21 protein-coding genes are annotated in these 25,126 nt (G+C 73.0%); 6 read left to right on the top strand and 15 right to left on the bottom strand.

All coding sequences use genetic code 11. The features are described 5' to 3' along the window. Positions 1–44: 44 nt before the first annotated feature. From IEY30_RS11725 to IEY30_RS11680, 10 genes are read right to left on the bottom strand one after another with little or no spacing between them, the layout of a single operon-like run. Entirely contained in the window at positions 45–1,652 is a 1,608-nt protein-coding gene (locus IEY30_RS11725; protein ID WP_030196053.1) for an NADH-quinone oxidoreductase subunit N, read from the bottom strand. Beyond that, positions 1,649–3,154, bottom strand: a complete 1,506-nt coding sequence (locus tag IEY30_RS11720) for a complex I subunit 4 family protein (protein WP_030196049.1) — start codon at positions 3,152–3,154, stop codon at positions 1,649–1,651. Before IEY30_RS11720 ends, IEY30_RS11725 begins: the two co-directional genes overlap by 4 nt. Further along, the gene (locus tag IEY30_RS11715; protein WP_030196046.1) at positions 3,145–5,058 is read right to left on the bottom strand and encodes an NADH-quinone oxidoreductase subunit 5 family protein; all 1,914 of its coding nucleotides are present in this window, start codon (positions 5,056–5,058) and stop codon (positions 3,145–3,147) included. The genes IEY30_RS11720 and IEY30_RS11715 overlap by 10 nt, the downstream gene beginning before the upstream one ends. After that, positions 5,055–5,393, bottom strand: a complete 339-nt coding sequence (gene nuoK / locus IEY30_RS11710; RefSeq protein WP_052358411.1) for an NADH-quinone oxidoreductase subunit NuoK — start codon at positions 5,391–5,393, stop codon at positions 5,055–5,057. The genes IEY30_RS11715 and nuoK overlap by 4 nt, the downstream gene beginning before the upstream one ends. Next, a complete protein-coding gene (locus tag IEY30_RS11705) occupies positions 5,390–6,025 on the bottom strand; it encodes an NADH-quinone oxidoreductase subunit J family protein (protein ID WP_081920402.1) in 636 nt (211 codons plus the stop codon). The genes nuoK and IEY30_RS11705 overlap by 4 nt, the downstream gene beginning before the upstream one ends. Then, positions 6,022–6,951, bottom strand: a complete 930-nt coding sequence (locus tag IEY30_RS11700) for a NuoI/complex I 23 kDa subunit family protein (protein ID WP_052358410.1) — start codon at positions 6,949–6,951, stop codon at positions 6,022–6,024. The genes IEY30_RS11705 and IEY30_RS11700 overlap by 4 nt, the downstream gene beginning before the upstream one ends. Positions 6,952–6,978: 27 nt before the next feature. Further along, positions 6,979–7,947 carry an NADH-quinone oxidoreductase subunit NuoH gene (gene nuoH / locus IEY30_RS11695; protein ID WP_188960131.1) on the bottom strand — a complete coding sequence of 323 codons (969 nt, stop codon included), beginning with the start codon at positions 7,945–7,947 and terminating at the stop codon, positions 6,979–6,981. Further along, positions 7,944–8,471: an NADH-quinone oxidoreductase subunit C gene (locus IEY30_RS11690; RefSeq protein WP_030196029.1), complete on the bottom strand. Its 528-nt coding sequence runs from the start codon at positions 8,469–8,471 to the stop codon at positions 7,944–7,946. The genes nuoH and IEY30_RS11690 overlap by 4 nt, the downstream gene beginning before the upstream one ends. Beyond that, positions 8,468–9,103: an NADH-quinone oxidoreductase subunit B gene (locus tag IEY30_RS11685; protein WP_043416464.1), complete on the bottom strand. Its 636-nt coding sequence runs from the start codon at positions 9,101–9,103 to the stop codon at positions 8,468–8,470. The genes IEY30_RS11690 and IEY30_RS11685 overlap by 4 nt, the downstream gene beginning before the upstream one ends. After that, positions 9,103–9,462: an NADH-quinone oxidoreductase subunit A gene (locus IEY30_RS11680; protein WP_030196015.1), complete on the bottom strand. Its 360-nt coding sequence runs from the start codon at positions 9,460–9,462 to the stop codon at positions 9,103–9,105. Before IEY30_RS11680 ends, IEY30_RS11685 begins: the two co-directional genes overlap by 1 nt. An 84-nt stretch (positions 9,463–9,546) precedes the next feature. Here IEY30_RS11680 and IEY30_RS11675 point away from each other — a divergent pair, with 84 nt between their 5' ends. The 5 genes from IEY30_RS11675 (at position 9,547) to IEY30_RS11655 (ending at position 16,781) form a co-directional block, all read left to right on the top strand. After that, positions 9,547–11,052: a hypothetical protein gene (locus IEY30_RS11675; protein ID WP_030196009.1), complete on the top strand. Its 1,506-nt coding sequence runs from the start codon at positions 9,547–9,549 to the stop codon at positions 11,050–11,052. A gap of 160 nt (positions 11,053–11,212) precedes the next feature. Beyond that, positions 11,213–13,111, top strand: a complete 1,899-nt coding sequence (locus tag IEY30_RS11670; protein WP_030196006.1) for a 2-oxoacid:acceptor oxidoreductase subunit alpha — start codon at positions 11,213–11,215, stop codon at positions 13,109–13,111. 38 nt (positions 13,112–13,149) lie between these two features. Next, positions 13,150–14,211, top strand: a complete 1,062-nt coding sequence (locus IEY30_RS11665) for a 2-oxoacid:ferredoxin oxidoreductase subunit beta (RefSeq protein ID WP_030196004.1) — start codon at positions 13,150–13,152, stop codon at positions 14,209–14,211. Further along, the gene (gene rarD, locus IEY30_RS11660) at positions 14,208–15,191 is read left to right on the top strand and encodes an EamA family transporter RarD (protein ID WP_081920401.1); all 984 of its coding nucleotides are present in this window, start codon (positions 14,208–14,210) and stop codon (positions 15,189–15,191) included. The genes IEY30_RS11665 and rarD overlap by 4 nt, the downstream gene beginning before the upstream one ends. Before the next feature lie 36 nt (positions 15,192–15,227). Then, complete coding sequence (locus IEY30_RS11655; protein ID WP_030195998.1) at positions 15,228–16,781, top strand: MFS transporter; 1,554 nt, start codon at positions 15,228–15,230, stop codon at positions 16,779–16,781. A gap of 28 nt (positions 16,782–16,809) precedes the next feature. Here the strand turns inward: IEY30_RS11655 and IEY30_RS11650 are convergent, their stop codons facing one another. Further along, a complete protein-coding gene (locus IEY30_RS11650) occupies positions 16,810–18,546 on the bottom strand; it encodes a sialidase family protein (protein WP_030195993.1) in 1,737 nt (578 codons plus the stop codon). A gap of 122 nt (positions 18,547–18,668) precedes the next feature. Here IEY30_RS11650 and IEY30_RS11645 point away from each other — a divergent pair, with 122 nt between their 5' ends. After that, positions 18,669–20,081, top strand: coding sequence for a class II fumarate hydratase (locus tag IEY30_RS11645; protein WP_030195990.1), 1,413 nt, complete (start codon positions 18,669–18,671; stop codon positions 20,079–20,081). 49 nt (positions 20,082–20,130) lie between these two features. Here IEY30_RS11645 and IEY30_RS11640 read toward each other — a convergent pair whose 3' ends face one another. From IEY30_RS11640 to IEY30_RS11625, 4 genes are all read right to left on the bottom strand, one after another. Further along, the gene (locus tag IEY30_RS11640) at positions 20,131–20,976 is read right to left on the bottom strand and encodes a VOC family protein (RefSeq protein ID WP_030195986.1); all 846 of its coding nucleotides are present in this window, start codon (positions 20,974–20,976) and stop codon (positions 20,131–20,133) included. A 239-nt stretch (positions 20,977–21,215) separates the two neighbouring features. Beyond that, positions 21,216–22,523 carry a D-arabinono-1,4-lactone oxidase gene (locus IEY30_RS11635; RefSeq protein WP_030195983.1) on the bottom strand — a complete coding sequence of 436 codons (1,308 nt, stop codon included), beginning with the start codon at positions 22,521–22,523 and terminating at the stop codon, positions 21,216–21,218. Positions 22,524–22,551: 28 nt separating this feature from the next. Beyond that, positions 22,552–23,733 carry an alanine racemase gene (locus tag IEY30_RS11630; protein WP_030195982.1) on the bottom strand — a complete coding sequence of 394 codons (1,182 nt, stop codon included), beginning with the start codon at positions 23,731–23,733 and terminating at the stop codon, positions 22,552–22,554. Between the two features lie 369 nt (positions 23,734–24,102). Further along, positions 24,103–25,119 (bottom strand): polyprenyl synthetase family protein, encoded by a 1,017-nt coding sequence (locus IEY30_RS11625; protein ID WP_030195981.1) that lies wholly within the window; start codon positions 25,117–25,119, stop codon positions 24,103–24,105. Between the last annotated feature and the right edge of the window lie 7 nt (positions 25,120–25,126).

The following is a 25,126-nucleotide window of genomic DNA, read 5'->3' as shown; positions in this document are numbered from 1 at the left end:
GGTGTCAGCCGGTGTCAGCCGGTGTCAGCCGGTGTCAGCCGGTGTCAGCCGAGGAGGCGCAGCAGCAGGTCCGGCTGGACGCTGACCACGACGAGGACGGCCGAGGCGAGCACGAGGCCGGCGACCACGACCGGCCGGCGCCCTGTCGTCGCTGCGACCGCGTGGTCCTCGCCGCCCGCAGTCGGACCGGCCTCGGGCACGCGCTCGGTGATGACGGCCCGTAGCCAGCGGAGGTAGACCGCGACACCGAGAACGGCGTTGACCGCGGCGACGACCGCGAGCCAGACCCAGCCCTCGGCGACGACCGGCCGCAGCGCGGTGATCTTGCCGACGAGGCCGATGACACCGGGCGGCAGCCCGGCCAGTGACGTCAGGGCCAGCACGAGGGCGCCGGCCCGCCACGGGCTGCGCTGCCAGAGCCCGTCGTAGTCCGTGATCGAGCGGCCGCGCCCGGGCCGGTCGCGGAGCGTGACGGCGACGACCGAGAACGCGACGAGCGTCGCGACGACGTAGGTGAGCAGGTAGGTGGCCGAGGCCCCGACGCCGAGCGCGGAGATGCTGACGAGGGGCAGCACGACCCAACCGGCCTGCGCGACCGTCGACCACGCGAGCAGCCGCACGACGTCGTCCTGGCGCAGGGCCATGACGTTGCCGAGCGTCATGCTGAGCGAGGCCAGCAGCGCGATCGACAGCACGGCGGGGGTGCCGAGCACGGCGACCGCGCGCAGCACGACGAGCAGCGCCGCGAGCGCGGCGACCTTGGAGACCGTCGCGAGGAACGTCGCCACGGGCACCGACGAACCGGCGTATGCCGTGGGCGTCCACGCGTGGAACGGCACGAGCGACAGCTTGAAGCCGACACCGGCCACGATGAGGACCGTAGCGAGCGCGACGACGCCGCCCGAGACGGACGGGAAGACGACGGGGGTCGAGGCCTGCGAGATCGCCACCGAGGCCGTGCCTGGCGCCGCCGCGAAGGCGCCGCCCGAAGAGAGCGCCGCGTCCGGGGTCAGGAACGGGCTGCCCGTCCCGGCGAACCACAGGGCGACCCCGAGCACGAGCAGCGCGAAGGACACGAGCGAGGTGACGAGCAGCTGCGTCGCGCCCGCGACGGCGGAGCGACGGCCGGAGAGCGCGACGAGGGCGATGACGGGCAGCGTCGCAAGCTCGAGCGCGACGAGCCACGTGCCGACATCGCGGCTCGCGGCGACGACGACCGTGCCGGCCAGCGCGGCGAGCAGCAGCACCGCCTCGACCGGCTCGCGGGTGCTGTCGTCGGGCCGCCGTCGGCGGGTGCGCGGCCACGCCAGCGCGATGCAGACGACGGCCGCCACGGCGGCCGCGAGCTGGAGGGTGCTGCCGAGCGCGTCGGCCTGCCAGAGGCACCGCTGGGGCAGGCCCTCGACCGACGGGAGCGCACCTCGGGTGCTCGTGCCCCCGGCCAGGCAGAAGGTCTCGCGCGTCGACCCGCCGCCGAGCGCGAGACCGGGCACGGTCGCGACCGCGGCCCCGAGCGCAGCGACGCCGGCGATCGCGTAGGGCAGCTGTCGCAGACGCGGGTTGACGAGGTCGGCGACGAGCACGAGCACGAGGCCCGCCACGGGCACGAGGGCCGGCAGGAGCGTGGCGTAGTCGATGGTCAGGCCCTTCACGGCGTCACCCCCAGACCGGCGAGCAGGCCGGAGGTCGAGGCGTGCGAGAGGCCGAGCAGCAGGTGCGGGAGCACGCCGAGCGCGATGATGACGGCGACGAGCGTCACGACGACGGCCCAGCGTGCGCCGTGGGCGTCGGCCACCGGCTCGGCCGCCGGCCCCTGAGCGGCCTCGCTGCCCTCGCCGGCCCAGACGATCCGGGCGACGCGGAGGGAGTAGGCGGCCGCGAGCGCGAGGCCGACTGCACCGAGCACGACGCAGACGCGCAGGAGCGCGACCGGGCGGTCGGGCGCGGGCGACCACGCGGCATACAGCGCGAGGAACTCGCCCCAGAAGCTGACGAGGCCCGGGAGCCCGAGGGCGGCGGCGAGCCCGACGACGAGAGCCAACCCGAAACGGGGAGCCTTGTCGCGCAGGGCGGCCCGCGCGACGTGAAGGTCGGACGAGCCCCACTGCTCCTTGAGGTCACCGACGACGAAGAAGAGCAGGGCCGCGACGACACCGTGGGCGATGTTGCCGAAGAGCGCCGCCTGGAGGCCCGTCTCGCTGCCGGACGCGATCGCGAGCGCGACGAAGCCCATGTGCGCGACGGAGCTGTAGGCGATGAGGCGCTTGAGGTCCCGCTCGACGAGGCACGCCAGACCTCCCCAGAGGATCCCGACGACGCCGAGCAGGGCCAGGACCGGGCTCAGCTCGGCCACGCCCTTGGGCACGGTGGCGACGGCGAGACGGACGATGCCGTAGGTGCCCATCTTGAGCAGCACCGCCGCGAGCAGGACGGAGCCGGCCGTGGGCGCGATGGTGTGCGCCGAGGGCAGCCAGGTGTGCAGCGGCCACAGCGGCACCTTGATGCCTAGACCGAGCAGCAGCAGGGCGGCGATCGCGACCTGCAACGACCGGGACAGGCCGGCGCCGTGGCGCTCGGCGAGGACGGTGAGGTCGCTCGTGCCCTGGTGGTGGACGAGGAAGAGGATGCCGACGAGCATCAGCGTCGAGCCGAGCACCGTGAAGAGCACGAAGCGCCCAGCCGCGTCGGCGCGCGTCTCGTCGGGCACGTGGTCGTCGCCGAAGCGGCGCACCAGCACCCACATCGGCACGAGGACGACCTCGAAGGCGATGAAGAAGAGGATCGCGTCGCGGGCCATGAAGGTCGCGAGCGCCCCCGTCTCGACGAGCAGGATGCAGCCGAGGAACGTCGAGCCGGTGCCGCCCCTGGGGATCGGACCGGTCAGGGCGTGCGCGACGACCGCGACGGTGAGCAGGGCCGTCAGCAGGATCAGCGCGGCCGAGATGCCGTCGACGCCGAAGTGCCACCGCACGCCGAGCGAGCGGATCCACGGCACGTCCACCCCGTGGCGACCCCAGACCACGACTACGGCGAGCACCGCTGTCACGACGGTCGATCCGAGGGCGATGACGCGCTCGACCCTGGACTCGCCGGGGATGGCGATGCAGGCGATCGCCCCGAGCAGCGGCAGCAGGAGCATCAGGGTCAGCGCCATGCCGTCACCCCCAGGACCGCGACGAGCACGACGCCCACGAGCAGGCTGAGCAGCGACAGCGACGGCACGCCGCGGTGGCCCCGCTCCCCCGCCCTACCTGCGGCGCGAGCCACGACGGCGGTCCCGCGAGGGTAGGCGTCGACGACGTCGCGGTCGAGGGCGACGACGAGCCGCGCGACCGTGGTGACGGCCCGACCGACGGCGACGTATGCCGTGTCGACGCCGAAGCCGCGCACGGCGGGCTCGCGCACGCGGCCGGGGATGCGCTCGGCGACGTCGACGCGGCCGCGGTCGCTGAGGAACCACACGGCATACGCCCCGCCCGCGAGGAGCAGGAGCGAGAGCAGCGCACTGAGGAGGCCGACGTGGACGCCCCCGCGCAGGCTCGCGAGGAAGAGGGTGCCGACGACGGTGAGCGCCGCGAGGACCGAGACGACGAGCGCGGCGGACAGGGTGATCGTGGCGTGCCCGTGGGCGTGGACGCGCTCGACCTCGGCGTCGTCGGCGCTGTCGGCGGTGGTCACGACGGCGACGTCCTCCTCGGCGACGACGGCAGGGGCGGTGTCGGGCAGCTCACCGGTGGCGGCCACGGGGGTGTCGAGGAGCAGCCACGCGCGGGTGCAGTACGCGGCAGTGAGCACGACGGTGACGAAGAGCGCGACGACGACGAGCCAGGCACGCAGGCCACCGCCGCCGGTCGCGCCCTCGAGGGCGGCGTCGATGACGGTGTCCTTGGTGAAGAAGCCGACGAGCGGCGGCACCCCGGCCAGCGCGGCGAGCCCGATGCCCATCGACCAGCGCAGCGCGCCCGTCGGGCGGAGCCGACCGCGCAGGGCCACGATCGCCGTCCCGCCGGCGAGCACCGAGAGCCAGCCGGCGCCGAGGAAGAGCAGCGCCTTGAAGAAGGCGTGGCCGAGCAGGTGCGAGATGCCGGCACCGGGGCCGAGCTCGGCGGGCGCTGCCGCGAGCGCCGAGAGCATGATCGCGATCTGGCTGAGCGTGGAGTAGGCGAGCATCCGCTTGAGGTCGGTCTGGGCGAGGGCGAGCAGCGCGGCGTAGACCATGGTCACGGCCGCGAGGACCGCGAGCAGCGTCCGGGCCGTGTCGTTCTCGGCGTACAGCGTGAAGAGGCGCGCGATGACGTAGGTGCCGGCGGCGACCATGGTCGCCGCGTGGATCAGGGCGGAGGCCGGCGTCGGGCCCTCCATCGCGTCGGGCAGCCAGTCGTGGAACGGGACGAGGCCCGACTTGCCCGCGACGCCGATGACGACGCCGACGAGACCGACCGTGAGCAGCGTGCCGTCGCCCGTCGCCGTCAGCACTGCCATGAGGTCGGTGGAGCGGGCCCGGACCGAGAGCGCGACGATGCCCACGACCATGCCGATGTCGGCGACGCGGGTGACGAGGAACGCCTTGTAGGCCGCCCGCCTCGCCGCGGCGCGCTCGCTGTCGTGGCCGATGAGCAGCCAGGAGCACCAGCCCATGATCTCCCAGCCGACGAGCATGAGCACGAGGTCGCCCGACTGGACGAGCAGCAGCATGCCGGTGGCGAAGAGCGAGACCGTGGCGGCGAACTGGCCGTAGCGTGCGTCGTCACGGAGGTACCAGACCGTGAAGACCTGGATGCCGAGCACGACGAGCGCGACGACGAACGACACGAGCCCCGAGACCCGGTCGGAGAGCAAGTGCAGCGGCACCGACAGGTCGCCGAGCGGCAGGCCGCCGATGGTGTCGATGTCGGCCGAGCGCGACGGCGCGACCCACTGGATGAGCCCGAGCACCGCGACGTAGGCCGAGACCGAGACGGCGACGCCGGCCGCAACGGCCCGTCGGCGCCGGGCGAGCAGCCCGATGAGGGCCGCCAGTGCCGGGAGCACGACGATCATCCGCACGATCCAGCTCACGGGGCACCCTCCCCCGCCGGCTCGGGCTCGTCGGAGAGGTCGGGAACAGCCGTGAGGTCGATGTGCCCGGTGCGGCGGAACATCACGAGGATGATGGCGAGGGCCACGGTGATCTCGGCGGCCGCGATGGTGATGACGAAGAGCGTGATGACCGGACCGGCCGAGAGCGGCGCACCGGGGCGCGAGCCGGCGGTGACGAGCAGCAGGTTGGCCGCGTTGAGGATGAGCTCGACCCCGATGAGCACAAGCACAGCGTTGCGCCGGGCCAGCACGCCGTAGACGCCGAGGCCGGCGAGCAGGGCCGCGAGGGCGGCCGGGAGCGAGAGGTGGATCATCCGACTCTCCCCGTCCCGGGCTCGGACGTGACGGCGGTGGTCGCGGCGGTGCGGTCGCCGTCGTCATGGCTGTCGTGGTGATCGGGGTGATCGGGGTGGTCGGCGTCGTGGCGGTCGGCGCCGTCGCGCTGCAGGACGATGCGCGACACGGCGAAGGCCCCGACGAGCGCGACGAGGAGCAGCACCGAGAGCAGCTCGAAGGGCCAGACCCACGTGCCGAAGATCGCCTGGGCGATCTGTGGCGTCGTCGTCGACGGGCGGTCGAGGTCGGCGGTGGCGCCGGCGAAGAGCGGCAGCAGGAGCGAGGCGAGCAGCGCCGTCGTCGCGCCGCCGAGGACGGCCCCGGCGACCCGCTGCCAGCGAGGCGTGTCGATCTCGGCGTGCGGACCGATGGGCGCGCGCGTCAGCATCAGGGCGAAGAGGACGAGCACGACGATGGCGCCGACGTAGACGAGCAGCTGGACGAGGCCGACGAGCTCCTGTCCGAGCACGAGGTAGGCACCGGCGAGCGACCCCAGCGAGACGAGCAGCCACAGCGCCGCGTGGACGACGTGCTTCGTCGTCACCGACAGCAGCGCCGAGAGCGCCGTCACGGCTCCCACCGCGACGAAGACGATGTCGCGGGTGGTCACTCGCGACCCTCCTCGTCGGTGCGCTCGGTGGGTGCGGCCGAATCCGTCGACACGGTGGGCAGCACCTGGGTCGAGTCCCCGTGCGCCGCAGCCTGATCGGCGGCCTGCTCGGCCTCGGCCCCGTCGGCGGGCGGGGTGACGGGGGGCTGCTCGACGACGGGGAAGGCTGCCGTGCGCTCGACGGCGGGCATGACCCGCGTCTGCTCGGCGGCGGGCGTCGCCGGACGCGGCGTCGCGGTGGGTGCCGTCTCGGTGCTGGGCGCGGTCGCGGTGGACGGCGTCGAGTCAGTGGTGGACCGCGTGGCGTCAGTGGTGGGTGGGGTGGTCGTGCCGGCCGGAGCCGGGGTGGCCTCCTTGCGCACCCGGGTCGGGCGCACTGCGGCGCCCGCCCCACGCGTACCACCAGCGGCGCCCGCCGCCCGGGGAGGCTTGGCCGCCGCCGTGACCTCGGCGGGGTCGGCGCTGCCGGGGTCGAGCGCCGGCGGGGCGGGGACTGTGGCCATCCACGCGCCGAGGCGGTCCTTCTCGTGGAGCAGGTCGCGGATGTCGAGCTCGGCGTACTCGAACTCGGGGCTCCAGTGCAGCGCGTCGAACGGGCACACCTCGATGCAGATGCCGCAGTACATGCACAGCGAGAAGTCGATGGCGAAGCGGTCGAGGACGTTGCGCTGGCGCGCGCGCCCACCCGGCGTCGTCGGGGGCAGCTCCTCCTTGTGCGAGTCGATGTAGATGCACCAGTCGGGGCACTCGCGCGCGCAGAGCATGCACGAGGTGCAGTTCTCCTCGGTGAGCGCGATGACGCCGCGCGACCGGGGCGGCAGCGCCGGCGAGACGTCGGGGTACTCGGCCGTGTGCGTGTGCCGGGTCAGCGACTTCGCAGTCGTCGCGAGTCCCTTGACGAGCCCGGGAAGGATGCCGTCACCCACGTCCGCCCACCTGCCTTCCGTTGAGGGTCATGAGGTCATCACCACGCCGACGGCGGTCAGGGCGAGCTGGAGCAGGGCGATCGGGACGAGCCAGACCCAGGCGAGGCGCTGGAGCTGGTCCTCGCGCATGCGGGGCCACGACACGCGCAGCCAGATGACGACGACCGCGACGAGGAAGCCCTTGAGCAGGGTCCACAGCCAGCCGAGCCACTGCTCGAACGGGCCGGACCAGCCGCCGAGGTAGAGCACGGCGAACAGCAGCGACATGACGACGATGCCGGCGTACTCGGCGAGCAGGAAGAACGCGAAGCGCAGCCCGGTGTACTCGGTGAACGCGCCGAAGACGATCTCGGAGTCGGCGAGCGGCATGTCGAAGGGCGGCCGCTGCAGCTCCGCGAGCGCCGCGACGAGGAAGACGATGGCGCCGGGCAGCTGCCACAGCAGCCACCACGGCTTCCAGGCCTCGGCGATGGAGACGAGCGAGAGGCTGCCGGCAGCGAGCGCCACCGACGCCACGGCCAGCACCATCGGCAGCTCGTAGGACACGAGCTGGGCGGCTGCGCGCATCGCGCCGAGCAGGGAGTACTTGTTGGCCGAGGCCCAGCCGGCCATGAGCGTGCCGATGACCCCGACCCCGATGACGGCGAGGACGAGGACGACGCTCGCGTCGACGTCGGCCCCGACCACCGTCGGCGAGAGCGGGATGACGGCGAGCGCCATGAGGTAGGGGATCAGCGCGACGAACGGCGCGAGCCGGAACGCCCACCGGTCGGCCTTCGCCGGGGTGATGTCCTCCTTCTGGACGAACTTCACCCCGTCGGCGACGAGCTGCGCCCACCCGTGGAAGCCACCGGCATACATCGGCCCGAGGCGGCCCTGCATGTGCGCCATGACCTTGTGCTCGGTCTGGCCGACGAGCAGAGGCAGCACGAGGAAGGCAGCGAGGACGGCGACCGCGCGGACCACGACCTCGAGCCAGGGCGGCAGGCCGCTCATCGCGGACCCCACTCGGGGCCCGGCACGCCGGGCGCCTGGACGCGCCGCCGGCCGGGCGCGCGGGCCGAGTCGTGGCCCTCCCCCGGCTCCTTGGCGCCCGGCCACGCCTTGGACGCGCGGGCGGCCAGGACGAACGACTTGCGCAGGGGCGTGCCCTCGAAGCCCTCGGGCAGCAGCAGCGGTCGAAGCCCGAGGCCGGAGCCGTCGTCGAAGCCGTCGAACTCGATGCCGAACATCTCGTGGGTCTCGCGCTCGTGCCACGCGGCGCCGCGGAAGATCCCCGTCAGCGACGGGACGGGCAGCCCCTCGGGCGCCCGGGTGCGCAGCAGGACCGACCGGAGCGAGCCCGGCTCACGCGTGTCGAGCAGGTGGCAGACGACGTCGAAGCCGGCGTCGTCGCCGTCGCGATCGGTCTCGTCGACGGCCGTCAGCCAGTCGAAGTACGCGTAGCCCTCCTCGCGGAGCGAGAGCACCGTGCTGGCCCACTCCCCGAAGGGCACGTCGCGCACGTCGGTGACCCTCACGTGCCGTCCTCGGTCGGGGTCGTGCCACGGCGAAGGAGGGGGCGACGGACGTCACCGGCGCTCCCGACGCGCGTGCCGGCATACCTCCCCTTGAGCTTCTGCGCCGAGAGGCGCTCGCTCGCGATCTGCTCCTGGAGACGGATGATGCCGTGCAGCAGCGCCTCGGGGCGCGGCGGGCAGCCGGGCACGTAGACGTCGACGGGCACGATCTGGTCGACGCCCTTCGTCACGGAGTACGAGTCCCAGTAAGGCCCGCCGGAGTTGGAGCAGGCGCCGAAGGAGATGACGTACTTCGGCTCGGGCATCTGGTCGTAGAGGCGGCGGATCGCGGGCGCCATCTTGTCGGTGACGGTGCCCGAGACGACCATGAGGTCGGCCTGGCGCGGGCCCGGCGCGAAGGGGATGACCCCGAGTCGGATGAAGTCGTGGCGGCCCATCGACGCGGCGATGAACTCGATGGCGCAGCAGGCGAGCCCGAAGTTGAAGACCCACAGCGAGTAGCGCCGGCCCCAGTTGAGCACGACCTTGATCGGCTTGGGCGCGTGACCGCCGAGGACGCCCATCGAGGCGGGGCCGACCGTCGGCATCGGCAGGCTGACCGGACGCGGCTGCTGGAGGGGCTGCTCGCTCATCACACCCACCTCAGGAGGCCGCGGCGACCGGCGTGGGCGAGGCCCAGCACGATGACGCCGATGAAGACGCCCATCTCGACGAGGCTCGCCCGGCCGAGGTCGGCGTCGCGGATGGCGGTGGCCCACGGGAAGAGGTAGACCGCGTCGACGGCGAAGACGACGTAGAGGAAGGAGAAGACGAAGTAGCGCACCTTCGTCTGCGCCCAGCCCTCGCCGACGGGGTCGACGCCGGACTCGTAGGTCGCGAGCTTGGCCGCGTGCGGGGCCCGCGGGGCCAGCAGCCGCCGCACGACCATGGCCGCCGTGACGAGCAGGACGCCCGCCCCCAGCACCGCTGCGACGGCCACGTACCCGGACATGACGGCCAGCCTATCCATGCCCGTACGCGAGTGGCGCGGAGTGGTCAGCCCCATCCCGGGAGACCGCGGGCTACCCTGCAGCGCATGGTCGACAGGGGTGGACAGGACCAGACGCATGCACCGGACGCGACGCGCGACGGGACGGGGGCCGCGCGCGCCGACGTCGGCGACGTACCGGACGACGTCAGCGTGTCGGACCAGCTGGCCTGGGACGCCGAGGTCGGCTCGACGCGGCCGCCGAGCGGTCCCGTCGTGCGGGCGTGGCTACGGGCGCTGCCGGCCTGGGTGCTCGGCGTCGGGCTCGTCACGGTGGCCACTGCATGGCCGTGGCTGTTGCTCATGGGCTGGCTGCACCGGGGCGGTGCCTACTTCTGGTGGTTCGGCGTCGGGTGCGTGGTCGTCGTCGCCCTGACCTGGCTGCGCTTCCTGGACGAGCGGGTGCTGCGCGCCGTCCCCGGCATCCGCGGTCCCTCCGCGCAGCGCGAGCGCGAGCTCACCGCGGCCCTCGCCGCCGCAGGGGCCCCGCCGGCGACGGTCTGGCTCGGTCGGGTCGGCACCGACCGCACCCTCTGCCTCGCGACGCCCACCCGGTGCCACGTCGTCGTGCCCCTCGAGCAGACGGTGGACGACGCGGCCCTCGCCGCCGATGCGGTGAAGCGACTGCGCACCTCCGCCCCGTGGCTGCGGCCGCTGGTCGTGGTCGCAAGAGCCGCGTGGCTCGGCCCGTTCACCCTGCTGACGCAGACGATGCTTCGCCGCCTCGGCCTCGGCTCCGGCACCGTGCCCGGCGTCGGCCGGGACGCCCCCGAGCCGGGGCGCCTCGACGCGTCCGACGCCGTCGACCCCGTCACGACGGCCGTCGCCTTCGTGTCCGCCGGCCTGACCGGCTACGCGACGGCCGGGGCCGTGGCCGCGCTCCTCGGCGAGGGCGACCGACTCTCGCTCAACAGCCGCAACCCGTGGGCCACGGTGCTGTCCTACCTGTTCATCGCTGCGCTGACGTGGATGGTCATCGCGGTGTGGCCCAAGACGTGGGCGCCGATCAGCGTCGACGGGGCCCGCTCGCGCGGCAAGGCGCCTCTGTGGCGCGAGACCAACGACCCCCGCGAGGCGCGACGCAACCGGGCCGTCATCGCCGGCCGACGCAGCCTCGTGCAGGTGTTCGGCGCCTTCGGCTCGTGGTTCGTCGCGTCGATGTGGCTCATGTGGGCCCCGCTCGGGCTGGCAGAGCGCTTCGGCTGGATCGAGCCGGCCACCACGCCGTTCCAGCTCGTCTACCTCGCGCTCGTCGTGCCGGGGCTCGCGCTCGGGATCTACGCGTTCCGCTCGGCGTGGGACCTCCAGCGCGGCAACCCCTTCTTCGTCCTGCTGTGGGCCGCCGTCTACGTCGTGACGACCGGCCTGACGCCGCTGCTCGTGTGGTGCCTCGTCGCGGCGGGCGCCGTCGACGAGACCTCCGGTCCGGCCCTGCTCGTCGCGCACGTCGTCGTGGGCGGCGCCCTCGCCGGGACGCTGGGTGCCCTCGGGCGCCACGTCCTGCAGCGCCGGGGCGTCGTCGTGACGGCGCGCGCCAGCCCGACGCGCTCCTGACCGCCCGGGCCGCCCGCGCCGCCCCTCCCCGCCCGCGCCGCGTCGGTCCACGTTCTGGCAGGTGCACGAACTGCGAGCGTGAGCGTCATAGCATGGAAGTTGTCCGCCGCACAGGGCTCCGGGCAGTGAATCGCATGGAAGTTCGAGGACGTCGCAGAGCATGAGCGCCAAACTGGTCCAGAAGCTCGATCGCGTGGTCATCCGATTCGCCGGGGACTCCGGCGACGGCATGCAGCTGACCGGCGACCGTTTCACGTCGCAGACAGCGCTGCTCGGCAACGACCTGTCGACGCTGCCCAACTTCCCTGCCGAGATCCGGGCGCCCCAGGGCACGCTGCCCGGCGTCTCGAGCTTCCAGCTGCACTTCGCCGACCACAACGTGCTGACGCCCGGGGACGCGCCCGACGTGCTCGTCGCGATGAACCCGGCGGCGCTCAAGGCCAACCTGCGCGACCTCCCCCGCGGCGCCGCGATCATCGTCAACACCGACGAGTTCACCAAGCGCAACCTCTCCAAGGTCGGCTACGCCGAGAGCCCCCTCGACGACGGGTCGCTCGAGAGCTACGACGTGCACCCGGTCGCGCTGACCTCGATCGCCGTCGAGGCGCTCGCGTCCTTCACCGACCTGACCCGCAAGGAGAAGGAGCGCGCGAAGAACATGTTCGCGCTCGGCCTGCTCTCGTGGCTCTACACGCGGCCGATGGAGGGCACCGAGGCGTTCCTCAAGGCGAAGTTCGCCGACAAGCCCGAGATCCTCGAGGCCAACCTCGCCGCCCTGCGCGCCGGCTTCAACTACGGCGAGACCACCGAGGACTTCGCCGTCGCCTACGAGGTCGCCCCGGCCACGATGCCGGCCGGCACCTACCGCAACGTCACGGGCAACGTCGCGCTGTCGCTCGGCCTCGTCGCTGCCGCGCACCGCGCGCACCTGCCGCTCTTCCTCGGCAGCTACCCCATCACCCCGGCCTCCGACATCCTGCACACGCTCGCCGGCCTCAAGCGCTACGGCGTCGCGACGATGCAGGCCGAGGACGAGATCGCCGGCGTCGGCGCGGCGCTCGGCGCGAGCTTCGGCGGAGCCCTCGGCGTCACGACCACCTCCGGCCCGGGCCTCGCGCTCAAGGCCGAGACCATCGGCCTGGCCGTGTCGCTCGAGCTGCCGCTCGTCGTCTGCGACATCCAGCGCGGTGGCCCCTCGACCGGCCTGCCGACCAAGACCGAGCAGGCCGACCTCCTCCAGGCGCTCTTCGGCCGCAACGGCGAGTCCCCCGTGGCCGTCGTGGCGCCTGCCACGCCGGCCGACTGCTTCGACATCGCCGTCGAGGCCGTGCGCATCGCCACGACCTACCGCACGCCGGTCATCGTCCTGTCCGACGGCTACCTCGCCAACGGCTCCGAGCCGTGGCGCCTGCCGCGCACGGCCGAGCTGCCTGACATCGCAGTCGAGTTCGCGACCGAGCCCAACGCGACCGACGACAAGGGCCAGCCCACCTTCCACCCCTACCTGCGCGACCCCGAGACCCTCGCGCGCCCGTGGGCGATCCCCGGCACCCCCGGTCTCGAGCACCGCGTCGGCGGCATCGAGAAGGCCGATGTCACCGGCAACATCTCCTACGACCCCGACAACCACGACCACATGACGCGTCTGCGCCAGGCCAAGATCGACGGGATCGCCGACACCATCGGCTCGCTCGTCGTCGACGACCCGACCGACGACGCCGAGGTGCTCGTGCTCGGGTGGGGCTCGACGTTCGGTCCCATCGCCGCGGCCGTACGCCTGGCGCGGGCCACCGGCGCCCGCGTCGCCCAGGCGCACCTGCGCCACCTCAACCCGTTCCCCGCCAACACCGGCGAGGTGCTGCGCTCCTACCAGCGCGTCATCGTGCCGGAGATGAACCTCGGCCAGCTCGCGCTGCTGCTGCGTGCCAAGTACCTCGTCGACATCGAGTCGCACACGTCGGTGCGCGGCCTGCCGTTCCAGGCGGGCGAGCTCGCCGACGTCATCGCCGCCGCCGTGTCGTCCCTGTCGGACGCGCCCCTGAAGGAGGCCGCCAAGTGACCACCGACCTGCCCGTCGACCGCACCGTCGAACTCGGTATGCCGTCCGCCGGGCCGGGTGCCACCGGCACCGCTGCGGTCCCGCGCCTCGCCGACGGAACGAGCCTGACGAAGAAGGACTTCACCTCCGACCAGGAGGTGCGCTGGTGCCCCGGGTGCGGCGACTACGCCATCCTCGCCGCCGTGCAGGGCTTCCTGCCCGAGCTGGGCCTCAAGCGCGAGAACATCGTCTTCGTCTCGGGCATCGGGTGCAGCTCGCGCTTCCCCTACTACCTCGACACCTACGGCATGCACTCGATCCACGGGCGTGCGCCGGCCATCGCGACGGGGCTGGCCGCGACGCGCGAGGACCTGTCGGTCTGGGTCGTCACCGGTGACGGCGACGCCCTGTCGATCGGCGGCAACCACCTCATCCACGCCCTGCGCCGCAACGTCAACCTCAAGATCCTGCTCTTCAACAACGAGATCTACGGCCTGACCAAGGGGCAGTACTCCCCCACCTCGCACGTCGGCCAGGTGACGAAGTCGACCCCGCTCGGCTCGCTCGACACCCCGTTCAACCCGGTGTCCCTTGCGCTCGGCGCCGAGGCGAGCTTCGTCGCGCGCACCATGGACTCCGACCGCCAGCACCTGACGTCGGTGCTGCGCGCCGCCGCCGAGCACCGTGGGTCGGCCCTCGTCGAGATCTACCAGAACTGCCCGATCTTCAACGACGGAGTCTTCGACGTGCTCAAGGACCGCACCGAGGCCGCCGCCCGCATCCTGCACCTCACCGACGGCGAGGAGGTCGCTGCCGGTGACAACGTCGTCGTCCGCGACGACCGCGGGTCGCTCGCCGTCGTGTCGCGGACCGAGGCCGACCCGGCCCGGATCGTGCGCCACGACGTGACCGCGGCCGACCCGTCGGCGGCCTTCGCGCTCTCGCGCCTCGACAGTCCCGACCTCGGCCACGTGCCGATGGGCATCTTCCGCAACGTGCAGCGCCCGACCTACGACGACTCCCTCCGCGAGCAGGTCGCCTCGGCCCGCACCGGCGAGGTCACCGACGCCGACATCGACGCCCTGCTCGCCGGCCGGGACACCTGGACCGTGGGGGCGTGACCGCCCGCGACACCGTCGAGGCGGGCCCGTCCACGGGTTCGACCGCACCACACGGCGAGGTCGGGCGCGGCACCCTGCTCGGCTTCGCGGCATACGGCCTCTGGGGACTCTTCCCGCTCTACTTCGACGCGCTCAAGCCCGCCGGGCCGTGGGAGATCCTCGCCCACCGCATCCTGTGGACGCTGCTCTTCTGCGTCGTCGTGCTGCTCGTCGTGCGCGACCTCGGCTGGATCCGGCCGCTGCTGCGCCGGCCCCGGCTGCTCGCCGGCACCGCCGTCGCGGCCGTGCTCATCGCGGTCAACTGGGTCGTCTACGTCGCCGCCGTGACCTCGGGCAACACGTCCGAGGCGGCGCTCGGCTACTTCCTCAACCCGCTCGTCACGGTGGCGCTCGGCGTCGTCGTGCTCGGCGAGCGCCTCCGCGTGCTGCAGTGGGTGGCCGTCGGGATCGGTGTCGTCGCCGGCGTCTACCTCGGCGTCTCCGGCGGACGCGTGCCGTGGGTGGCCCTGACGCTCGCGGTGTCCTTCGCGCTCTACGGGCTGACGAAGAAGAAGGTCGGGGTCAGCCTCGACGCGATCCACGGCCTCACCGTCGAGACCGTCGTGCTCGCGCCGGTCGCGGTCGTGCTGCTCCTCGTCGTCGGAGCCCAGGGCGGGCTCGAGTTCGGGCGGCACGGCGGCGTGCACACCTCGCTGCTCGTCCTGTCCGGGCTCGTGACCGCCGTCCCGCTGCTGTGCTTCGCCGCGGCGGCCCGTCGCATCCCGCTCGTGTCGATCGGGCTCATCCAGTTCATCACCCCGGTCATGCAGCTGCTGTGCGCGGTGCTCCTGCTCGACGAGCACATGCCGCGCGAGCGCTGGATCGGCTTCGGCATCGTCTGGGTCGCGCTCGTCGTGCTCACCGTCGACTCGCTCGTGAGCCTGCGCGGGGCGCGGGCGGCCCGACGCGAGGCCCTACCCGTGGACGACTGCCCGCGCTGAGGACCCTGGCGCCGCCGGCGGTGACAGACTGCCGGGGTGAGCGACATCGCGCTGGGCTCCCGCACCGGTCGGTTCGTCATCGCGGCCGCCGTGCTCGGCTCGGGCATGGCGCTGCTCGACGGGACCGTCGTCAACGTCGCGCTCGTGCGCATCGGCAAGGAGCTGGGCGCGAGCCTCGCGGACCTGCAGTGGATCACCAACGGCTACCTGCTCGCGCTCGCCTCGCTCATCCTGCTCGGCGGCTCGCTCGGTGACCGCTTCGGCCGGCGGCGGGTCTTCGTCATCGGCGTCGTGTGGTTCACCATCGCCTCGGCTGCGTGCGGTCTCGCGCAGTCCCCCGGCCAGCTCATCGTCGCGCGGGTGCTCCAGGGCGTCGGCGGGGCGCTGCTGACCCCCGGTAGCCTGTCGATGATCCAGGCCTCGTTCCGCCCGGACGACCGCGGCAAGGCCATCGGCACGTGGTCCGGCCTCGGCGGGATCGCTTCTGCCATCGGGCCTTTCGCCGGTGGGTGGCTCGTGCAGTACGCCAGCTGGCGGTGGGCCTTCCTCGTCAACGTGCCGCTCGGTGTCGCGACGGTGTGGATCGCGCAGCTTCACGTCCCCGAGACCCGGGACGAGCAGGCCGACCACCGGTTCGACGTGGCCGGGGCCGCGCTGGCCACGCTCGCCCTCGGCATCACGACCTTCGCGCTGATCCAGCACGAGGCGCTCGGGGTGGGGCGCGCCGTCGCCGTGGGCGCGGTCGGGCTCGCCGTCGGCGCGGCCTTCGTCGTCGTCGAGCGGCGCACCTCGCACCCCATGGTGCAGCCCTCGCTGTTCGCCTCCCGGCAGTTCAGCGCCGCGAACGCCATGACGCTGCTCGTGTATGCCGCCCTGGGCGCGGTCTTCTTCTTCCTCACCCTCCAGGTGCAGACGGTGCTCGGCTACGGCCCGCTCGTCGCCGGGATGGCGTCCCTGCCCGTGACGGTGCTGATGCTGCTCTTCGCCGCCCGCGGTGGTGAGCTCGCGTCACGCATCGGGCCGCGGCTGCCGATGACCGTCGGTCCCGTCGTGTGCGGCATGGGCACCCTCCTGCTGTCGGGCGTCGGCGCGGGCTCGACCTACTGGACCGGGATCCTGCCCGGCATCTCGGTCTTCGGCCTCGGCCTGACGCTGCTCGTCGCGCCGCTGACCGCCACGGTCCTCGCCGCCGCGCCCGACCGCTACGCCGGCGTCGCGAGCGGCGTCAACAACGCCGTCGCACGAGCCGGCAGCCTCTTGGCCGTCGCGGCCCTGCCCGCCGTCGTGGGACTCAGTGGCTCGGACTACGCCGTGCCCGAGGCCTTCTCGTCGGCCTACCGGACCGCGATGCTCATCTGCGCTGTGCTGCTCGTCGCCGGCGGCGCCGTCTCGTGGCTGCTCATCCGCAACCCCGAGCGCGCCGGCGAGACCGCGGCCGAGCGGGAGGGCGCGGGCGTCAGGGAGGCGGCCACACGGCATACGCGATCGGTGCCGGCCGGGTGGTCGTGCGCGGGCTCCGAAGGGTGCCCGGGCACGAGCCACACCGGCGGCGACGGCCTCCCTGCCGGCGAGGTGCCGGCCGGGCGCTGAGCGCGTCAGTGCCGGGCCGGACGATCGGTCACGGCGTCGGGTCGGCCCACCTGCCACCCCGGATGTCGCTGTTGCCGAAGGCTGCCGGGCAGTCGACGAGCACGTTCGGCGGCCCCGACGGCGTGCTCGTGTAGAGCGACGCCCGGTAGGCGTCGATCGCCGGGCAGTCCGACGCGGCCGACGCGTCGTTCCAGACGCCCACGACGTGGTCGCGGGTCGCGGCGGCGTAGACGTAGTCGCCGAGGAACTCGGCCGTCAGGCCGTTCTGGCTCGTGCCGCGCGGGTCACCGACCGCACTCCGGTCGAGCGACGCCCAGCCGGTCGGCACGCCTGCCACGACGTCCGCGTGCCACATCTGGCCGACGAGGCCCCGGGGGTCGGTCGTGTTGTCCCGGTAGGGCGTCGTGAAGGCGTTGTCGACGACGTAGAGGTCGGTGCCGTCGGGCGACAGTGCCGGTGCGGTGTAGACCGGGCGGTCCCCGGCTGGGAGCGGGAGCACGGCCGGTGTCGTCCAGGCAGCGCCGCCGTTGGTGGAGGTCGTCCACATCAGCTGCTCGTGGTCGAGGCCGCCGGCACGGTCGGCCCACGTCATGACGATCTGGTCGGTGGCGTCGGCGCCGGTCGGGGCGCCATTGGCGACGTCGACGCTGGGGCCGGCGGCCAGGTCGACCCGCGCGCCCGCGATGCCGTCCATCGTCGGGCGGCCGAGCACGGGGTCGTTCTTGCCGGGTGCAGTGACCGTGGCGACCAGCGCCGGGCCGTTCCAGTGGGCGCCGCCGTCGGTCGAGCGGTACATCATCTGGAACTGCTGCCGGTTGCGGGTGCCGATGCCGAAGACGTAGACGTTGCCGTGGCTGTCGGTGCGGACGGTGCACCCGTCCGGCTGCGAGCTGATCCCGTTGTCGGTCGCAGGCCCCACCTGCTTGCTGGTCCACGTCGCCCCACCGTCGCTCGACCGGGCGACGTTGAGCGGGGTGGGCAGGGCCTGACCGCGGCTGTTGCTGCGGAAGGACGCCCAGCAGATGTAGACGTTGCCGAAGAAGCGGCTCGACGCGGCGTTGTCGGCCCAGACCTGCTCCTTGTCGGAGAAGGTCGTCGACGACTGCTTCGAGACCAGGACCGGGCTCTGCCACGCGGTGGCGTCACCCGCAGCGGCGGCCCGAGGGTTGTCGGTCCTCGACACCGCGATCGCCTCGAAGCCCTTGAAGGCCGCAGACTCCTTGTCGGCCGAGACGTTCGAGGTGAGGTTGGCGTAGTAGAGACGCGAGCCGTTGGCCCAGGAGAAGGACCCGTCGGAGCCCGGCCGCGGACCGAAGGCGAGCGCCGGGTCACCGTCGGAGACGAGGCCCATCGCGGCGTAGCCGGGCAGCGTGCCGATCGGACCGGTGTGCGCGGTGCACGCGGCAGGTCCGGTGCAGTCGCGAGCCGTCAGACCGGTGTAGGTCGGCTGCGTCCACCCGCCGCCGTCGAAGGAGAAGTACACCCCGCTCACCCCGACGCCGTCCGTGAACGGACACGTCGTCGGGTCGCCCGCGGCGCACGACTCCTCGTCGATCTCGTCGTTGGCGCCGGCCACGACGACGCCGGGGTCGTGGGCATCGACCGCGACGGCGGGCTCGTTCTGCTTGTTCTGCGAGAACGGCGTCGACGGGCTGCCCACCGACACGAGCGTGTCCGGCGGAGGGGCCGCGACCGCGACCGCGGCTCCGGCGAAGGCGGTCGCGATGGACGCGAGGACGGCAGTGACGACGTGGCGGTGAGCCATGACCTCTCCTTCGGTGCTCGACAGATGGTGCGTCGGCGCCCGCACCGTCCAGCGTCCTCCCAGCACACGGCATACGACAAGGGTTTGGGTGCAACAGCAGGCCCAGTGGGGATGATGAGGACATGAGCAGCGACGCGGCGCAGGGATTCCGGACCGAGCACGACTCGATGGGCGAGGTGCAGGTGCCCGCTGACGCGCTGTGGGGCGCGCAGACGGCGCGCGCCGTCGAGAACTTCCCCATCAGCGGGCAGCCGGTGCCGCCAGGCGTGATCCACGCGCTCGCCCGGCTCAAGGCCGCGGCCGCCGACGTCAACGCCGAGCTCGGCGTCATCGACGCGGACCTCGCCGCCGCCATCGCCGCGGCGGCGGGCGAGGTGGCGGACGGCGAGCACGACGACGAGTTCCCCATCGACGTCTTCCAGACCGGCTCCGGCACGTCGACGAACATGAACGTCAACGAGGTCGTCGCCCGGCTCGCTCACCTCGCGAGCGACCTCGAGGTGCACCCCAACGACCACGTCAACGCCGGCCAGTCGAGCAACGACACCTTCCCGAGCGCGCTGCGCATCGCGGCGACCTCGGCCGCGGTGCTCGAGCTCGTGCCGGCGCTCGAGCACCTCGCGCTCGCCCTGGCCCGCAAGGAGTCCGAGCTCGCCGACGTCGTCAAGGCCGGCCGCACCCACCTCATGGACGCGGTGCCCGTGACGCTCGGTCAGGAGTTCGGCGGCTACCGGCGACAGGTCGAGCTCGGCGCCAGCCGGGTGCGCACCGCGGCCGAGGCGACGAGCGAGCTGCCCCTCGGCGGCACGGCCGCAGGCACGGGCCTCAACGCAGCGCCGGGCTTCGCGCGCAAGGTGATCGAGCGCGTCTCGGGCATCACCGGCATCCCGTTCCGCGAGGCGGCGAACCACTTCGAGGCGCAGTCGGCGCAGGACGCCGTCGTCGAGCTGTCGGGCGCGCTCAAAGTCGTGGCCGTGAGCCTGACGAAGATCTGCAACGACCTGCGCTGGATGAGCTCCGGGCCGCGCACCGGCCTCGGCGAGATCCACCTGCCCGACCTGCAGCCCGGCTCGAGCATCATGCCGGGCAAGGTCAACCCCGTCGTGCCCGAGGCGACCCTCATGGCCTGCGCCCAGGTCATCGGCAACGACGTCGTCATCACGACGGCGGGGGCCGCCGGCAACTTCGAGCTCAACGTCATGCTGCCGGTCATGGCCAAGAACGTCCTCGAGTCGATCCGGCTCCTCGCCTCGACGAGCCGGCTGCTCGCCGACCGGTGCATCGACGGCATCACCGCCGAGGTCGAGCACGCCCGCGCGCTGGCCGAGGGCTCGCCGTCGATCGTCACGCCCCTCAACCGCTACATCGGCTACGAAGCCGCAGCCGCAGTGGTCAAGCAGGCGGTCAAGGAGCGCCGGAGCATCCGCGAAGTCGTCATCGAGCAGGGCCACGTCGCGGACGGCAGGCTGACCGAGCAGCAGCTCGACGAGGCGCTCGACGTCCTGTCGATGACCCGGCCAGCGGCCGAGTCCTGACGCACCGTCGACCCGGCGGTCCTGACCAGCGGTCGGTCAGGACCGCTGGTCAGCCGAGGAACTGGCTCGCGGTGAGGACGGCGCCCTGCGGGTCGCGGACCACGACGGTGCGCGTCCAGTCGCTGTCACCCGTGCGCACGACGGAGCCACCGAGGCGAACGACGCGGTCGGCGGCCTCGTCACGGTCGGCCACCGTGAAGGTGACGTGCCACCCGGGCTCGTCGCCCGGAGCGACCGGCACGACCCAGCCGATGGCGTCGGCGAACCCGGGCGGTGCGCCGGCGTCCGCCTGCCGCTCCCGGATGTCCGGGTCCAGCGTCGCAGCCAGGTGGTCGCCGTAGCCCGGCACCTGGATCATCGTGGCGAAGCCGACGTCGGCGAACACCCAGCCGAACGCCTGCTCGTAGAAGCGCCGAGTGACCTCGGGCTCGTCGGTCTGCAGGTCGCTGAAGTTCCACGCCCCGGGCACGTTGGCCACCTGCGCGCCGAGGCGCCGGCGCGCCTCCCACAGCCGCAGCTCTAGCCCCTGCGGGTCGCGGACGACGACGGACCGTCCGCCCTCCCCCGCCGGGGTGGGCAGCTGCACCACCGCTCCCCCGAGCTGCTCGACGCGCTCGACCATGGCGTCCGCGTCGTCGACGGCGACGTAGGTGTGCCATCGCGCCGGGCCGCCGGCGGGGACGCCGACCGGCACCGTGGCGGGGCCGCCGAGACCGCAGACGTCCAGCCCGTCCAACTGGGCGATGACGTAGCGGAACGGCACACCCGACGGGGTCGCCTCGCTGAACGTCCAGCCGAAGAGGCCTCCGTAGAAGTCCAGCGCCGCGTCGAGGTCGCCCTGCTCGGTGTCGACCCACGAGGTGACGCCCTCGGGATAGGTCCTCGGCTGTGCCACGGCGGCCTCCTGGGTCTCGCGTCTCCCCCCACGGTAGGCCGGTTCGTCGCCTCTCGGGTCTGGTGTCGGACGATGACCCTCGACGACGCCGACGACCACCTGCGGAGGCTCGACGGAGTGCCATCTCTCGGGTGACGCCGACGCGATCAGGGACGCCCTGCGGCTCGCACGGGAACGACAGCGGACGGCACGCCGGGACGCCTGAGGGCGCACCCGGCATACGTCATCGGGCAGACGGCTCAGGAGCCGAGGACGCCGTCCAGGTAGGGGTTGGCGAAGCGCCGCTCCGGGTCGACGCGGTCGCGCACGGCGAGGAAGTCGTCGAAGCGCGGGTAGACGGTGCGGAGGTAGTCGGCGCCACGGGTGTGGATCTTGCCCCAGTGCGGTCGGCCGCCGTGGTTGACCGCGATCGCCTCGAAGGCGTCGAAGTAGGCGCCCCGCTCCTGGCGGTGGTACCTGTGGATCGCGACGTAGCAGCTCTGCCGCTCGTACGCCGTCGAGAGCCACACGTCGTCGGCGGCCGCCACGCGGCACTCGACGGGGAAGGAGATCCGCTCGTCGTGCGAGTCGACCCACTGGCGCAGCTCGAGCAGCACCTCGGAGAGGCTCGCGCGGGGGAAGGCCCACTCGGACTCCATGAAGCGCACCTCGCGCGCCGTGACGAAGACCCTGTGCGAGCTGTCGGTGTACTGCCGCTCGCTGAGGGCACGCGACGCGACGGCGTTGATGGTCCGCGTCGAGCGCGGCACCCGGGTCGCGACGCGGTTGGTCAGCTCGAAGAAACGGTTGCTCAGCAGGTCGTCGTCGAGCTTCTCGCGCCACGCCGGCAGGGGGCGTCTGGTCGTGCCCTCCGGGACGCGGTTGTTGCGCTTGGTCAGGACCCGGTCGGTGTGCGGGAACCAGTAGAACTCGAAGTGGTCGTTGGCCTCGGCCGAGACGTCCGCGTGGGCGAGCACCTCCGACAGCGTCTCGGGGCGCTCGACGGCGTGGAGCAGGAAGGCGGGAACGACCGCCACGGTGATCTCGGTGACGATGCCGAGGGCGCCGAGCCCCAGCCGGGCGGCCTGGAAGAGCTCGGGCTCGTGCGTCGGGGAGCACTCGACGACGGACCCGTCGGCCAGCACGATGCGCAGGCCGCGGACGCCGGCGGACAGTCCCGTCAGGCGCAGGCCGGTGCCGTGCGTGCCGGTGCCGATGGCACCCGCAAGGCTCTGCCGGTCGATGTCGCCGAGGTTGGGCAGCGCGCAGCCGAAGGCGGCCAGCTCCTCGTTGAGGACGTGGAGCGGCGTGCCCGCGCGGACGGTCGCCTCACCCCGCGTCGAGTCGATCGACGTGACGCCGGTCAGGGCGCCGAGACGCAGCTGCACGCCGTCGGTGACGGCGACACCGGTGAACGAGTGCCCGGCGCCGATCGCCTTGACCCGCAGGCCTCGTGCGGCCGCTCGGGTGACCTCCTCGACGACCTCAGCCTCGCTGCGGGGTGTCGCCACCCGTGCGAGCTTCGCGGACTCGGTGCCGGCCCAGTTGGACCAGTCGACGCTGCGCACGACGCGACCCGCCACACCACTAGCGCTGTCAGCCAAAACACTGCCCTTCCCCACGATAGGTCGCGGCCCGCCCGACGACCCGGTCGCCTCCGTCGCTGCTGACGAGCGCGAACTCCGTGAAGCGCTCTGCCAGCTCCCCTGCCTTGGCGTGCCGGAACCATATCCGATCTCCCAGTGAGAGCCGGTCGGCGCCGGACCCCTCGAGGGGCGTCTGCACCTCGCCGGCGCCTTCGCGCCGGATGAGCGAGAGGTCCTGCTCGGCGAGCGGGCTGGGCACCCGGGACCAGCCGGGCGGCCCGGACGCGACGTAGCCGCCGCCGTATGCCGTCACCATCCCTTCGCCTGGCCGCCGCACGACCGGGGCGGCGAAGTAGGCGGCCGGGCGCAGCGACAGCGCGTCGTAGCGGTCGAAGAGGGTGGGGGCGAACAGGCCCGATCCCGCGGCCAGCTCGGTGAGGGACGTGTCGAGGTGCGTGACGTGCAGGCTGCCGGTGCCGCCGCCGTTGACGACCTCGAGGTCGGCGAGAGCCCGCGCTGCGGCCACCACCTCGGCGCGACGCGTGCGCAGCTCTCCGTCGGAGATCTTCTTCATCTTCCGCATTGCCGGCCCCGAGTCGGGCAGGCCGGCGATCTGGGCGTCGTAGAACATCAGCCCCGCGACGACGAGGCCCCGCTCCTGGGCGCGACGGATGACGGCCTCCACGTCGGCCGGCGTGCGCGTCGGTGACCGGCGCACCCCCATGTGGGCCGGGCCGACGCGCAGTGAGGCATCGACGTCGATCGCGACGCGCAGGCCCTCGTGGCCCGGGACCTCTCGGGCGATGAAGTCGACGTGCTCGACGCTGTCGATCATGACGATGACGGCGCGCGTCAGGGCGGAGTCGGCAGCGAGCTCGGTCAGGGCCGGCACGTCGACGCTCGGGTAGGCGACAAGGAGGTCGTCGTGGCCGTCGCGGGCCCACCACAGGGCCTCGCGCACGGCGTAGCACATGAGCCCCTCGAAGCCGCCCCGCCCGAGGGCCCGCTCGATGAGCGGACGGCTGCGCAGCGACTTGGTCGCGATGCGGATCGGCATGCCGGCAGCGAGCTGGACCAGGGTGGCGGCATTGGCGTCGAAGGCGTCGAGGTCGACGACGGCGAGCGGGCCCGGCAGGTCGGCGGTCGCCGCCGAGAGACGCGCCGCGACAGGCGGCGACAGGCGACGATGCATGCCCTGCACCCTACCGAGCGTCACCCCCGAGGCAACCGTCCGCGGTCCCCCGTCCCACCTGCCGTGCAGACCGAGAAGTCCGAGGCGGAGCGCTCACTCGACGCCCAACTCCACACGAGTGGCCCCGCCGTCACAGGCGGTCGTGTGACGACGCGGCCACTCGAGTGAGCGGTCCGTCCCAGCCGCACCACCAGACGGGGCGAGACAGGTGAGACCGAGCGCTCACTCGACGCTCGATTGCACTCGAGTGAGCGGTCCGTCCCAGCCGCACCACCAGACGGGGCGGGACAGGTGAGGCGGAGCGCTCACTCGATGTGGCAGGAAGACCAGGCGTGTGACGACGGGGCCACTCGACGCGGGGTCGGGGGGTCAACCGACGCGGTCGACGACGCTCATCGCGAGCGCCTGCAGGGCCGTCTTGGCGTCGCTGTCGGGCAGCGGGTCGAGCAGGCCCTGCGCCTCGCGGGCGACGGCATACGTCTCCTCGCGGGCCTGCGCCAGGGCCGGGTGCGCGCGGAGCAGGCCGAGGGCCTCGGTCAGCGGGGCGTCGTCGGTGAGGTCGCCGTCAAGGAGCTCGAGCAGCCGCGCGTCCGTCGCGTCGGAGGGGTCGGCCTGGGCCCGGAAGCGCAGCACGGCGAGCGTGTCGACGCCCTCGCGCAGGTCGGTGCCGGGGATCTTGCCGCTGTCGTCGGCCTCGGACGCGATGTCGATGAGGTCGTCGGCGAGCTGGAAGGCGATGCCGACCTTCTCGCCGTAGGACCGCATGATCTCGACCGTCTCGGGAGAGCCGCCGCTGAACATGACGCCGTAGCGTCCGGCCGTCGCGATGAGCACGCCCGTCTTGTCGGCGAGCACCCCGAGGTAGTAGTCGACGGGGTCGACGTCGTCGGGGCAGGCCCGGTCGTCGCGGATCTGGCCGGAGCACAGACGCACGAAGGTCTGTGCCTGGATGAGCACCGCCTCGGCGCCGAGACCGGCGACGAGCTCGGACGCCTTGCCGAAGAGGAGGTCGCCGACGAGGATCGCCGTCGAGTTGTCGTATGCCGTGTTGACCGAGGGCACGCCGCGCCGCACCGTCGCCTCGTCCATGACGTCGTCGTGGTACAGCGAGGCGAGGTGGGTCAGCTCGACACCGGCAGCGGCGCTGACGACGTCGTCGTTGATCCCGTCACCGAGCTCCGCGGCGAGGAGAGTCAGCAGCGGCCGGAACCGCTTGCCGCCCGCCTCGACGAGGTGCGCCGACGCACCCGCGATGAACGGGTCGTCGTGGTCGACGACCTGCTCGAGCAGGGCGTCGACCCGGGCGAGCCCGTCGCGCAGGCGCTCCGACAGCTCCGCGGTGGCCCCGGGGATCCCGAGGACCGGCGGGGTGGCGTGCGTCGTCATCGAGTCC

The sequence above is a fragment of the Terrabacter tumescens genome, assembly GCF_014646815.1.
In the GTDB taxonomy this organism is placed as follows: domain Bacteria; phylum Actinomycetota; class Actinomycetes; order Actinomycetales; family Dermatophilaceae; genus Terrabacter; species Terrabacter tumescens.
This window is presented reverse-complemented; position numbering and strand designations above follow the sequence as displayed.

Coding starts and splice junctions, on each gene's coding strand:
- IEY30_RS11720 (WP_030196049.1), bottom strand. CDS start 3,154: ATGGCGCTGACCCTGATGCTCCTGCTGCCGCTGCTCGGGGCGATCGCC.
- nuoK (WP_052358411.1), bottom strand. CDS start 5,393: ATGATCCACCTCTCGCTCCCGGCCGCCCTCGCGGCCCTGCTCGCCGGC.
- nuoH (WP_188960131.1), bottom strand. CDS start 7,947: ATGAGCGGCCTGCCGCCCTGGCTCGAGGTCGTGGTCCGCGCGGTCGCC.
- IEY30_RS11685 (WP_043416464.1), bottom strand. CDS start 9,103: ATGAGCGAGCAGCCCCTCCAGCAGCCGCGTCCGGTCAGCCTGCCGATG.
- IEY30_RS11680 (WP_030196015.1), bottom strand. CDS start 9,462: ATGTCCGGGTACGTGGCCGTCGCAGCGGTGCTGGGGGCGGGCGTCCTG.
- IEY30_RS11675 (WP_030196009.1), top strand. CDS start 9,547: ATGGTCGACAGGGGTGGACAGGACCAGACGCATGCACCGGACGCGACG.
- IEY30_RS11670 (WP_030196006.1), top strand. CDS start 11,213: ATGAGCGCCAAACTGGTCCAGAAGCTCGATCGCGTGGTCATCCGATTC.
- IEY30_RS11665 (WP_030196004.1), top strand. CDS start 13,150: ATGCCGTCCGCCGGGCCGGGTGCCACCGGCACCGCTGCGGTCCCGCGC.
- IEY30_RS11650 (WP_030195993.1), bottom strand. CDS start 18,546: ATGGCTCACCGCCACGTCGTCACTGCCGTCCTCGCGTCCATCGCGACC.
- IEY30_RS11645 (WP_030195990.1), top strand. CDS start 18,669: ATGAGCAGCGACGCGGCGCAGGGATTCCGGACCGAGCACGACTCGATG.
- IEY30_RS11630 (WP_030195982.1), bottom strand. CDS start 23,733: ATGCATCGTCGCCTGTCGCCGCCTGTCGCGGCGCGTCTCTCGGCGGCG.
- IEY30_RS11625 (WP_030195981.1), bottom strand. CDS start 25,119: ATGACGACGCACGCCACCCCGCCGGTCCTCGGGATCCCCGGGGCCACC.